The sequence below is a fragment of the Candidatus Cryptobacteroides sp. genome (genome assembly GCF_056207615.1).
The window spans coordinates 1-12374 of record NZ_JBAEER010000080.1 but is presented as its reverse complement, the minus strand read 5'-3'; the positions used below and the strand labels follow the sequence as shown (position 1 = coordinate 12374).

Annotated in this window: 11 protein-coding genes; 5 read left to right on the top strand and 6 right to left on the bottom strand. The window is 54.7% G+C overall.

Annotation, left to right across the window (positions count from 1 at the left end; translation table 11 throughout):
• The 4 genes from AC06ND_RS04870 to AC06ND_RS04855 form a co-directional block, all read right to left on the bottom strand.
• On the bottom strand, nt 1–720 hold a 720-nt coding region (locus tag AC06ND_RS04870), incomplete at its 3' end, for a penicillin-binding protein 2 (protein ID WP_475677867.1).
• Between the two features lie 3 nt (nt 721–723).
• Nucleotides 724–1239: a hypothetical protein gene (locus AC06ND_RS04865; protein ID WP_475677866.1), complete on the bottom strand. Its 516-nt coding sequence runs from the start codon at nt 1237–1239 to the stop codon at nt 724–726.
• Nucleotides 1229–2053, bottom strand: coding sequence for a rod shape-determining protein MreC (mreC, locus tag AC06ND_RS04860; protein WP_475677865.1), 825 nt, complete (start codon nt 2051–2053; stop codon nt 1229–1231). Before mreC ends, AC06ND_RS04865 begins: the two co-directional genes overlap by 11 nt.
• A gap of 1 nt (nt 2054) precedes the next feature.
• Nucleotides 2055–3077 carry a rod shape-determining protein gene (locus AC06ND_RS04855; protein WP_475677864.1) on the bottom strand — a complete coding sequence of 341 codons (1023 nt, stop codon included), beginning with the start codon at nt 3075–3077 and terminating at the stop codon, nt 2055–2057.
• 72 nt (nt 3078–3149) lie between these two features.
• Between AC06ND_RS04855 and AC06ND_RS04850 the strand changes: the two genes are divergently transcribed.
• On the top strand, nt 3150–3812 hold the full coding sequence (locus AC06ND_RS04850; RefSeq protein ID WP_475677863.1) for a 2-C-methyl-D-erythritol 4-phosphate cytidylyltransferase: 663 nt from the start codon (nt 3150–3152) through the stop codon (nt 3810–3812).
• On the opposite strand, the gene AC06ND_RS04845 is transcribed toward AC06ND_RS04850, so the two are convergent.
• Nucleotides 3780–4295 carry an Lrp/AsnC family transcriptional regulator gene (locus tag AC06ND_RS04845; RefSeq protein WP_475677862.1) on the bottom strand — a complete coding sequence of 172 codons (516 nt, stop codon included), beginning with the start codon at nt 4293–4295 and terminating at the stop codon, nt 3780–3782. The genes AC06ND_RS04850 and AC06ND_RS04845 overlap by 33 nt on opposite strands.
• A gap of 84 nt (nt 4296–4379) precedes the next feature.
• On the bottom strand, nt 4380–6680 hold the full coding sequence (gene topA, locus AC06ND_RS04840) for a type I DNA topoisomerase (RefSeq protein ID WP_475677861.1): 2301 nt from the start codon (nt 6678–6680) through the stop codon (nt 4380–4382).
• Nucleotides 6681–6776: 96 nt separating this feature from the next.
• Here topA and AC06ND_RS04835 point away from each other — a divergent pair, with 96 nt between their 5' ends.
• The 4 genes from AC06ND_RS04835 to AC06ND_RS04820 all read left to right on the top strand — a co-directional run bounded on the left by AC06ND_RS04835 (nt 6777) and on the right by AC06ND_RS04820 (nt 12161).
• Nucleotides 6777–9152: a transglycosylase domain-containing protein gene (locus AC06ND_RS04835; protein WP_475677860.1), complete on the top strand. Its 2376-nt coding sequence runs from the start codon at nt 6777–6779 to the stop codon at nt 9150–9152.
• 10 nt (nt 9153–9162) lie between these two features.
• Nucleotides 9163–10179, top strand: coding sequence for a D-alanine--D-alanine ligase family protein (locus AC06ND_RS04830; protein WP_475677859.1), 1017 nt, complete (start codon nt 9163–9165; stop codon nt 10177–10179).
• 5 nt (nt 10180–10184) lie between these two features.
• Nucleotides 10185–11132, top strand: a complete 948-nt coding sequence (prmC, locus tag AC06ND_RS04825) for a peptide chain release factor N(5)-glutamine methyltransferase (RefSeq protein WP_475677858.1) — start codon at nt 10185–10187, stop codon at nt 11130–11132.
• Nucleotides 11133–11228: 96 nt separating this feature from the next.
• Nucleotides 11229–12161 carry a hypothetical protein gene (locus AC06ND_RS04820; protein ID WP_475677857.1) on the top strand — a complete coding sequence of 311 codons (933 nt, stop codon included), beginning with the start codon at nt 11229–11231 and terminating at the stop codon, nt 12159–12161.
• Nucleotides 12162–12374: the final 213 nt, after the last annotated feature.

Genomic DNA, 12374 nt, shown 5'->3' with positions numbered 1-12374 from the left:
GGCGTCGATGGTGGTGACGATGTCGTGTCCAGGCACTGCCTCGACGTCCATCTCTCCGTCCATGTATCGCGTCTCGATCTGGTTCCTGTTGTTTCTCAGGTAGATCTGGTCGCCCTTGATGCCTCGGAGGTCCGCTTCCCTGGCGGCTTCGATTCCGGTCTTTCCTGCATAGTCGCCTGAGCGGTACTCGCCAGGATGCTTGTCGATGTAGTCCCTGTCGACCTCGCTCACGTAGCCGAGGAGGTTGCCTCCGGCGTTGTATGGGTACTGGCGTATGGTTCGTGCCTGTCCGCGGAAGCCTGGGAAGTTCATGGCGACTTCTGCGAACTTCATGTATGTCTCAGGTTCGACCTGCTTGATGAGGATGAGTGACTGGTATCCGATTCTCTTCCTGTAGAGGCGGTACTCCTTGAACTTGTCCCTCATGAACTCGCGCGACACTCCGAAGATGTTGCAGAAGGTCGCGGTGTCGAACTGATGCTTGATTTCGATAGGGGTCACGAGTATGTCGTAGCAGACCTTGTTTCCGACGAGGATCTTGCCGTTTCTGTCCTTGATCAGACCTCGGGTTGGGTAGATGGGGACATGGACCATCGCGTTGGCCTTGGAGAGGTCACGATAGCTCCTGTCCACGAGCTGGATGTAGAACAGGCGGATGATCAGGATGAGCGCGAAAGCGCAGAGTCCTATGACAAGGCGTGTCTGACGTTCGATCTTCATCTCCTACCTCCTGTCGTCAGGGTTGAGTGTCTTGACCACCATCAGGCAGAGGAAGAGGTCGACTGCGAGCGAGGCTGCGAACCTTGCGCAGTTGAACCAGAACGGTCTCATTCCGGCGCCGTCGGCTGCGATGTAGATTCCGAGGAAGACTACCAGCGGAATCAGTATCACCGTGGCAACCTTGGCCGGGCCGTTCTTCTTGAAGTTGAAGTCCATTCCCCTTTCGATGGCGTCGCTGCCGATCACGAGCTGGATGACCAGGTTCCTGAGCGCGGCCACCGGAAGAAGCGCCACGGTGTTCAGGCCTATCACACCCTCGGCGAAGAAGTCGACGGTGAGTCCGGTCACGAACGCGAATACCATCGCGAGCCACGGAGCAAAGCTCAGCGGCAGGCACATGATGAGCGCGGGAAGTATGGAGAGAGTGACGAACTGGCTCAGGTGGAGATAGTTCGTCATCACGAGCTGTACGGCCATGAAGAGCAGATAGAGTGCCCAGGAGTTTACGTTAGTCTTCATTCGTGGCCTCCTCCTCAAGTTCTCTTATCTCGTCCATCTCATTGTTGATGACGACGGTCACATAGCGAACGTTCGCAAGGTCCTCGAAAAGCCTGACCTTGATCTCGTATGACGCTCCGTTCACGATCCTGTTCGAACCCACGGTGCCGAGCGGAAGGTCGGCAGGGAAGAGGGCAGAGAAGCCGCTGGTGTAGACGGTGTCTCCCTCCTCGAATGGAGTGTTGTGCGGAATCTCGCGGAGCATCGCGCCTCTGGTGGTGATTCCGTCCCATGTGAGAGGGCCCACCGCACCTTCGCCTCCGATGCGGGCACTGATGACCATGTCCTTGTTGTTGAAGGTCATGACGTAGGAGTAGTGCCTGCTGGTGGCATGCACGACGCCGATGGTTCCGTTCGCGGTGATGACTCCGGAACCGTTCCTGATGCCGTCGTCAGCGCCCTTGTCGAGAATCATGTAGTTGTGCTGCTTGTTGGTGCTGTGCTTGATGATGCTGGCGTGGATGTAGGTGAAGTTCCTGATGGTCTCCACGTCGCCGTACTCCATCTCGACCTCGAGGTCCTGGTATTTCCTGAGTTCCTGGAGGAGATGGTAGTTCTCCAGCGCGAGGTCCTCGTTCTCCCTCTTGAGCGAGAAGTAGTGCGAGATGCGTTCGCCGGTGCCCCAGATGGCGGCGTTGATCGCATGCGAGCTGCGCGCGAGCCAGTTGTTCTGGAGCTCTCCGTTATGTGAGAGCATATTCAACGCAGCTATCTCCAAGACGATGAAGATAGCCGCGCTGAAAATTATTGATCCTATGTTTTTCTTCTTTGCCATCCTATCTCATCAGGAATGAGTAGTTGGCAGTGTTCTTAAGTGCGAGACAAGTTCCGCGGGCAACGGCCCTGAGCGGGTCCTCGGCTACGTGGAACGGAATGTTTACCTTCTCGGTGAGCCTCTTGTCAAGACCGCGGAGGAGTGCGCCGCCGCCGGAGAGGAAGATACCGTTCTCCACGATGTCGGCGTAGAGCTCCGGAGGAGTCTGCTCGAGTGCGTGGATGACAGCGTTCTCGATCTTCACGACTGTCTTGTCGAGGCAGTGTGCGATCTCCTGGTAGCTGATCTTTGCCTCCACAGGATGGGCGGTCATAAGGTTCGGACCCCTTACGGTGTATGGCTCCGGCTCGACGTCGAGGTCAGGGATTACCGCACCTACGGCAAGCTTGATCTTCTCGGCGGTGATTTCACCGACCTTGATGTTGTGCTGCTGGCGGAGATACTCCTGGATGTCCTTGGTGAGGGCATCACCTGCGGTACGGATACTGTCCTGGACGACGATACCTCCGAGTGAGATGACTGCGATCTCGGTGGTACCACCTCCGATGTCCACGACCATGTTGCCCTTAGGTGCCTCCACGTCGAGGCCGATACCGAGGGCTGCTGCCATAGGCTCGAAGATGAGATATACGTCACGGCCGCCGGCGTGCTCGGTCGAGTCACGGACCGCACGGATCTCCACCTCAGTACTTCCTGAAGGGATGCCGACGACGATCTTGAGGTTCGGGTTGAAGATGGACTTGTGCTTGCTGTTCACCTGCTTGATGAAGCCTCTGATCATCATCTCAGCAGCGTTGAAGTCGGCAATCACGCCGTCCTTGAGAGGGCGCACGGTCTTGATGCCCGGATTGGTCCTCTCGTGCATCATCTTAGCCCTCTGGCCCAGTGCAAGACATTTGCCTGAGCTTGTATCGAGCGCAACGATGCTCGGCTCGTCAAGCACGATCTGGTCATTCTGGAAGATGACCGTATTCGCTGTTCCGAGGTCGATTGCGAGCTCTTGTGTCAAAAATGAAAATGCCATTTTGTGTAAGTCGTTTGATAATCGGCCAAAATTACGAAAAAAAAGGTAAATTCGCCTAAAATAAAATCGCACATGGAAAGAAAAAAATACCTCATCGTGATGGCCGGTGGAAGCGGTACCAGAATGGGCGCCTCATGCCCTAAGCAATTCCTCGAGATCGGAGGCCGCGCGATACTCCATGTGACCATACTCAAGTTCCTTGAGGCCTACCCCGACATAAATGTCGTCACCGTCCTGCCGAAGGACCATATCGAGGTCTGGAAGAAGTATTGCTACGAGCACAACTTCAACTGTCGCCAGACCCTCGTCGAGGGCGGAATCACCCGTTTCCACTCGGTCAAGAACGGCCTGGAGAGGGTGCCTGAGGGCGCCCTTGTAGCCATCCATGACGGTGTCCGTCCGCTGGTGTCCGCAAAGCTTATCCGAGAGCTCTTCACGACCGCCGAGACTGTACCTGCGGTAGTCCCGTCAGTACCTGTCGTCGACACGATCAAGACCCTCGCGGGAGAGTATGTCGACAGGTCCAACCTGCTCTCTGTCCAGACCCCTCAGATATTCCATTCGGAGGTCCTCAAGTCAGCTTATCTCCAGCCGTATAAAACAAGCTTCACCGACGATGCATCCGTGGTGGAGGCGGCCGGTGAAGCTGTTTCTTATGTTCCGGGGGAGAGGTACAACATCAAGGTGACCACTCCTGACGATCTAGTCTTCTGCAATGTCGTCCTGAACGCTTGACTGGAAGCTGGTGCTCTGGTAACCCTTTACCCAAACCTGACGCTCGATAGCCTGGTCAAGTGAGATCTGGGTCTCTGTCGACTGCACATATGGAATCTTCTGGATAGTGTTCAGGAGAATCTCCATGAGGTGGTCGTGGTTGAAGCAGTAAAGCTTCACGAGGAGTGCGTAGCGTCCGGTCACGAAATGGCACTCTACGATCTCGGGGATCTTCTTGAATGCGTCGATGACCTGTGGGTACTTGTTAGCTTCTGCAAGAGCTACGCTTACATATGCGCACACGTTGAGACCGAGCGCCTGAGGTTTCACGAGAAGCCTTGAGCCGGTGATGACGCCGTTTGACTCTAACTTCTTGACTCTCTGATGGATTGCTGCTCCAGAAACGCCACACTCACGAGCGATCTCGAGGAATGGCATACGCGCATTCTTGACTAAGAGGCCAAGGATTTTCTGGTCGGTCTGATCAAGGGAATAGGATGTCATGTCTAAATTATCTTACAATTTGTAAATAGTAGGATGCGAAGCTATACAAAAATATCCTAAAATGCAAGGATTTTGGCGATATTGCTATCTCCTACGGCCTTTTCTTGCAGTCGGAACAGATTCCTTGATTATAGTCTTACACTCTTCCTCTGTGAGAGTTGCGGCCTCAGTGCCCTTAGGTAGCTTATAGTTTTTACCATTGCATTTGATATAAGGGCCATAAGCTCCGTTGAGGACCTTGATGTCGCCAGGGAATTCGAGTATGATGTCCTGAGCCGGTTTGGTGAGGTTCTCGGACACGAGGGCCACGCACTCGTCGAGAGTGATGGTCACAGGGTTCTTTCCCCTAGGCAGGCTGATGTTCCTGTCTCCGTACTTGATGTATGGTCCGAAGCGGCCCTTGAGGCAGACGATGTCGATGCCTTCGTACTGGCCGACGGTCCTTGGGAGAGAGAATAGCTTGAGGGCCTCCTCGAGGGTGATGCTCTCGATGAGCTGGCCCGGCGCCAGGCTCGCGAAAACCCTGTTGTCGCCTTCGCCCTTCTGGACGAAAGGACCGAACTGGCCGAACTTCGCGATGATCATCTGACCGTCCGAAGGATCGATTCCGATCTCCCTCTGGACTCTGTTGTACTCTCGGTTGTTGAGCACGGTCTCGACGTCCTGATGGAAAGGTGCGTAGAACTCTGAAATGATTGAATTCCAAGCCATTTCACCTGCGGCAATCTTATCGAAATCCTGCTCTACATTGGCTGTGAACCCGTAGTCGAGGACCGATCCGAAGTGCTCGGTGAGGTAGTCTGTGACTATCATTCCGATCTCCTGTGGGATGAGCCTTCCCTTCTCTGCGCCGACGCTCTCCTGCTTGTGGCTGGTGCTGATCTTTCCGTTTTTCAGGGCGAGGTTCTCGACCGACACCTTGCTGCCTTCCTTGTCGCCCTTGGTCACGTATCCGCGAGCCTTGGTGAGGGTGGAGATGATGGTCGCATAGGTGGATGGACGGCCGATCTCGAGCTCTTCGAGCTTCTTTACGAGTGTGGCCTCCGAGTAGCGAGGGGAAGGTGCGGTGAACTTGCACTCAGCCTTGATTCCTCTCTCCTCCATCTTCGCTCCGATCGCGAGTTCAGGGAGGATTACCTCATCCTCTGACGGCTCGTCGTCGGTGCTTTCCATGTAGAGCTTGAGGAAGCCGTCGAAGAGTACCTGCATTGCCTGCACCGCGAACTTCTCAGGCCTTGCGGAAGAGCTGATCCTGATGTCTGTCTTGAGCACCTTGGCGTCCACCATCTGTGATGCCACGGTCCTCTTCCAGATGAGGTCGTAGAGCTTCTTCTCCTGTGGGGTTCCCTCGATCGAGGTCCTGTCGATATAGGTAGGGCGGATGGCCTCATGTGCCTCCTGTGCACCCTTGGTCGATGTCTTGTACTGGCGTGGCTTCGAATACTCCTCGCCGTAGTTGTCGCTGATGAACTGCTTGGCGGTGTTGATTGCAAGTCCGGAGAGGTTGGTCGAGTCGGTACGCATGTAGGTGATGAGTCCGGCCTCGTAGAGACGCTGAGCCACGCTCATCGTCGTTCCGACCGACATGTGGAGCTTGCGGGAAGCTTCCTGCTGGAGGGTAGAGGTGGTGAAAGGAGGTGCCGGATAGCGGTTGCCTTCCTTCTTGTCCACGCTTGCGATCGAGAACTCCGCGCCGATGCAGTCCTGGAGGAACTGGCGGGCGGTCTCGATGTCCGAGAATTTCTTGTCGAGGGTGGCGCTGACGGTCACTCCTTCCGCAGTACCTTCCGGATGGAAGGTAGCTTCTACCTTATAATATTGCTCCCTCTCGAAGTTGAGTATCTCGCGCTCCCTGTCCACGATGAGACGGAGAGCCACCGACTGTACGCGACCTGCGGAGAGCTTCGGCTGGATCTTCCTCCAGAGCACAGGCGAAAGCTCGAAGCCCACGAGCCTGTCGAGCACGCGGCGGGCCTGCTGCGCGTTGACGAGGTTCATGTCTATCTCCCTCGGATTCTCGAGGGCGTTGAGTATCGCAGACTTGGTGATCTCGTGGAATACGATTCGCTTGGTGTTGTCCTTCTTGTGACCGAGGGTCTCGAAAAGGTGCCATGAGATAGCTTCTCCCTCACGGTCCTCATCGGATGCGAGCCATACTGTCTGGGCAGACTCCGCAGCTTTCTTGAGATCGGCAACTACCTTCTTCTTATCGCTTGGAATGACGTACTTCGGCTTGAATCCGTCATTGATGTCTATGCTGATTTCGTTGTCCTGGAGATCGCGGATGTGACCGATGCTCGACTTTACGACGAAGCCTTCTCCGAGGAACTTCTGAATGGTGCCTACCTTGCCGGGAGACTCCACAATTACAAGATTTCCCTCCATACCTAATTTTTGTAACACGCTGCAAAGTAAGGTACTTTTAAGGTAACTTTCCAAATTTTGTTGTTAATTTTGCATTTTGACACAATACGTGGAACGATGAAAGAGACGACACAAAAGCGCATCATAAAATGGTTCTGGGCACTCCTTCTGGTGCCAATGGCGGCGGTCATCATATTACTTATGATGGTATGGGCATTTGCCGACATTCCGTCATTCGAAGAACTCGAACATCCGGACAGCAAACTCGCGACTCAGGTAATTGCAGAGGGTGGTGAGATTTTGACGACCTTCCATATCGAAAACAGGTCCTATGTCACCTATGCGGAGCTCTCACCCTACCTGGTGCAGGCTACCGTCGCAACTGAGGACGCCCGTTTCTACAGCCATTCCGGCATCGACTTCAAGAGTCTCGGACGAGTGCTCGTGAAGACTCTCCTGATGAGCGATTCGAGCCAGGGAGGTGGTAGTACCGTGACCCAGCAGCTGGCCAAGACCCTCTATCCGAGGGCTGACGTGAGCAGCAAGATTCCGGGCATGTCGAAGGTGAAGATGGTATGGATCAAGCTCAAGGAATGGATCACGGCCGTGAAGCTCGAGAGGAACTACACCAAGGACGAGATCATGACCATGTATCTCAACTCCATCTTCTTCGGCAGCGGCGCCTATGGAGTGAAGGCGGCTTCCCAGACCTTCTTTGCGAAGAACCCTAATGAACTCAATGTGGAGGAGAGCGCGATGCTCGTGGGAATGGTCAACAAGCCTACCCGCTACAACCCTGCCCTCAACCCTGGCAAGGCCCTCGTCCGCAGGAACTTCGTGATCTCGCAGATGGAGAAGGCCGACTACCTCACAAAGGCTCAGCGCGACTCTATCCAGAACGTGCCGATCTCACTCTCTTACCAGATCCAGGACCACAATGCCGGCTATGCTCCTTACTTCAGGGACATGCTCCGCAGGTACATGAGGGCGGAGAAACCGAAGAAGTCTCAGTATACCTATCCTGAGGAGTATTCTGCCGATTCCCTCAAGTGGGAGAACGACGCCCTCTACGGATGGCTCAACAAGAACAAGAAGGCAGACGGTACTCCTTACGACCTCGACAGGGACGGTCTCCGTATCTACACCACCATCAACTACAAGATGCAGAAATATGCCGAGGAGGCAGTCGCCGAGCATCTTGGAAAGAGTCTCCAGAAGAGTTTCTGGCGCGACCTCAGGAGCAAGAGGAACGCACCGTTCTCGAATGATATCGACCAGGAGACCATCGAGCGTATCATGAAGAATGCCCGCCGTTACAGCGACCGCTACCGCAACATGAAGAACAGCGGTGCTTCGGACTCGGAGATCTACAAGTCGTTCACGGAGCCGGTGAACATGCGTGTGTTCTCGTGGAACAAGCAGGGTTATTGCGATACCCTCATGACTCCGGACGATTCCATCCGCTACTACAAGTCCCATCTTCGTGCGGCCTTCATGGCCATCGAGCCTCAGACCGGACATGTCAAGGCATACGTCGGAGGACCGAACTACAGATACTTCAAGTACGACAACATAAGCCAGTCCCGTCGTCAGGTGGGATCCACCATCAAGCCTTTCCTCTACACGACAGGTCTGATGAGCGGCATGACTCCTGAGACCGAGTTCATGAACAATTCGGTATCCTTTGCCTTCCCTGACGGTCAGGTGTGGACTCCCAAGACCACAGACAAGGATGAGTACAAGGGACGTCCTCTTACCATGAGGAAGGGTCTCCAGATCAGTTCGAACAACATCGCAGCCTCTATCATGAAGGCTCTCTGCGCCGGCGATCCGTGGTTTACTTCGGGTCCGAACGCGATGCTCGACCTGATGAGGGGAATGGGCATCACCTGCCATATCGACCCTGTGCCGTCGATCTGCGTCGGCTCGGCCGAGGTAAGCATCTACGAGATGGTCGCAGCGTACAATACCTTCCCTTCGGGCGGTCTGTACTGTGAGCCTATCTTCGTGACCAGGATAGAGGACAACATGGGCAACACCCTCAGCGAATTCACCAAGAGCAAGAGGCAGCCTCTGAACGAGGCGGTCGCATACACCATGGTTCAGATGATGCGTGGCGTGGTCGACGGCGGTACTGCAGGTCGCTTGCGCAGCACATATGGTCTCACCGGTGAGATTGCCGGCAAGACCGGTACGACCAACGATAACTCCGACGGTTGGTTCATCGGCTACACTCCGACCCTCACCGCAGGTGTATGGGCAGGCGCCGAGGACCGCCAGGTACATTTCGAGTCCATTTCCCTCGGTGGTGGTTCGAACGCGGCTCTTCCTATCTGGGGTCTCTTCATGAAGAAGGTCATGGCGGACGGAACCCTCGGAGTGTCTCCGAACGATGCCTTCATCAGACCGTCGAACATGAACATGGATGCGATGGGAACCGGAGAAGGCGTTGGAGAGGTCGTGGACGACGTGGATGAATCAATGTTCTTCTAAAAACATCAGAATGAGCTACAACAGCATAGCAGTAATTTACGGAAGTGACTCCTCAGAGTGGGAGGTTTCATGCAGGAGCGGGCAGTTCACCGCTTCGCAGATAGACGGAAGCAGATATGACGTGTACGAGATCTTCGCACGCTTCGGCAAGTGGGAGCTCGTCGCATATCGCATGAAGGGCCAGGAGAGGGTGGAACTCCCTGCAGAATCTCGTCCTTCGATCGAGAAGAATGACTTCTCCGTGATGCTCTCCGGCAATAAGGTCAAGTTTGATTACGCATATATCATGCAGCACGGTACCCCTGGCGAGAACGGTCTCATGCAGGGTTATCTCGAGATGCTCGGCATTCCGTTCAGCAGCTGCTCGGCATTTGTCTCTGCGATAACTTTCGACAAGTTCTCTTGCAAGAGCTATCTCAAGGACGTGGACTTCGTCAAGTGCGCAAAGGACCTTTTCGTCCGCAAGGGCGAGGTGAACGAGGGACTCGCGCAGAAGGCGGTGGATGCTCTCGGACTCCCGATGTTCGTGAAGCCTACCGACAGCGGCTCAAGCTTCGGCGTCACCAAGGTGAAGAAGATCGAGGACTTCGACGAGGCCGTAAGGCTTGCCTTCTCCGAGGGTAAGACTCTCCTCTGCGAGGAGGCCATCGACGGTCAGGAACTTCAGGTCGGCGTGTATGCCAACGGCGGGGAGGTGGTGGCGCTTCCTGTGATCGAGATCGTATCGGAGAACGAGTTCTTCGACTACGATGCGAAGTACAACGGCAAGAGCCAGGAGATCTGCCCTGCAAGGATTCCGGATTCGGATGCACAGACTCTCCAGGAGGCAGCGAGGAAGATCTACAGGAGGATGGACTGCAGCGGTTGCGTCAGGATCGACTTCATCCTCACACCTCAGAAGGAAGTGTACTTCCTTGAGATCAACACCATTCCGGGCATGACAGCTGCGTCTCTCGTTCCGAAGATGGTACGTACCGCCGGCATCGCCATGTCCGATTTCCTTACCCAGATCATCGAGAACAGATAGGAGCCTTGCTTCTCAAGGATTTCATATCAAGATCAAGGACCGCCTTGGAAGCCCTCTATCCGGCATCCGAGGCGGCTTCCATCGTGTCCATACTCTGTGAGGACAAGCTGGGTTTCTCCAAGATCCAGCACATAATCGAGCCGCTCTGTGAGCTTCCTGCTTCGCGAGAGGAGGAACTGGCCTCGGACATAGAGCGTCTGTGCTCGGGCGAGCCTCTGCAGTATGTCCTCGGCCGTGCCGATTTCTACGGACGCAGCTATCGTGTCTCTCCTGCGGTGCTCATCCCTCGCCCCGAGACCGAGCTCCTGGTCCATGAAGCCCTCTCTCAGCTCAGACGTATGGAAAGACCCTTCGGTAATGCTCCCCGCGTCCTGGATCTCTGTACCGGGTCGGGCTGCATAGCATGGTCTCTGGCAGCAGAAGTTCCCGCTTCGGAGGTCTGCGCCGTCGATATTTCAGACGACGCGCTTGCTGTCGCCTCATCACAGGCAGTGTCTCAGAACCGCCCTTGCTTCATCAAGGCTGACGTCCTTTCAGATAATTTCCCTGCGGCTTTCTCCAAGGCTGCTTCTACTGCCGGGCTCAGGGTTCCGTCAAGTTTCGACGTGCTTCTGAGCAATCCTCCATATGTCAGGGACAGCGAGAAGGTGCAGATGAGAAAGAACGTACTCGAACATGAACCTGAGCTTGCGCTTTTCGTTTCGGACGAGGATCCGCTTGTCTTCTACCGCGCTCTGGCAAGGATAGCGTCAGTCATGCTTGCACCTTCATACGGTTTCGACCTTGTCAGCTGCAATACCCCTCTCGACCCACCGTCTCCGTTCGGAATCGTCGAGATCAACGAGGCCTTCGGACCCGAAGTGGAGGCGCTTTTCCGCGAAGCCGGCTTCCGAAACGTACGCACGATAGTCGATTTTTCCGGAAAATCGCGTCACGTTTTCTTCCAGAGATAGCACTGCATCCCCTCCAAATGCCGTTTTGGGAGTTTATCCGTTGACGAAGTCCGCAAACGGATAATATTCGTTCACTTTGCAGAAAAGATTTTTGCAATGAGAACGACTTTCTTTTGGCCGGCAGTCATCGGCACTGCCGCACTTATCCTCGCATGTGATCCGGTAGATGGTCCTAATGGGAACAAGGGAGAGGCCACTCCCATAGTGAGACTTGGTGACGTGGCCATGCTCCTGTCTGAAATTCCTATCGGGGAAGGACAGATGGGTGAGGTCTTCGATGCCGTCAGCGGTTCCACGGACAATGGATATGACGAAGAGTATACCATGCAGGACCTCTTCAGGGATCCGGGTGCCGGTGTGGGCGCCAACAGCACATCGTCAAGGCGCATGAAGGCCTCTTCCGTGCCTATGCAGGCACGCCCGTCATTCCGCCGTGCGGCCGCCCTCGGACTCGAGACCAAGGCTGCAGCCGGCAGCTATGAAGCTCCGTTGAGGGAACTTCTCCGCGGTGCATTGGAGAACCATGTGACCACCAAGGCAGGAGGGAACGACATGCTCGGAGGCGCAAGCGTGGACGCCTACCTGGATGCTCTCTCGGACTCCGACATTCAGATATATTGGCCTTATTCGGAGCACTGGGATTGGTCGAGTGCCCCTATCATAACCTACGATCCCGAGGATGGCTCTGAGGCAAATATAGGTTATGAGATCATGACGGACGAGAACGGAAACAGGAGTGTCCGTGAGATGATAGTGACCGAGGAGGTCGCAATGAGCAGGCCCGTGTGGGTGGTGAACAGGAACGACGACAGCGACTATACCTCGCTCGAGCTGCTGAGGAAGAATGACCCTGCATGGGGTAACGGCGGAGGCAACATCATCATCAATCCCAAGGTGCCGATGGCTTCATGTATCAAGGATGCTACGAAAGCGGCAAGCATCTCGACTGACGGAAGTGCCTTGCTGCTGAAGGATTTCACGATGAAGAGGAATTACGATGCATGGTTTGCAGGTGCCAGCGAATTCTGAGATTTAACAATAAAATTTCCAGTTGTATTACGTCAAAAAATGCCACTGTATATTAATACACGAGGACTATTTGCTTAAAGACGATGAAGAGAAGAAATACAACCTTCTTCTTCTGAGGAATTGTTATAAATATAAAAATCAGAGTTGTATTTTGTTAGAATGCATGCATCCGCCGTATGGTTTCCCGACATCGTTGTGCCCAGCGGCATTATG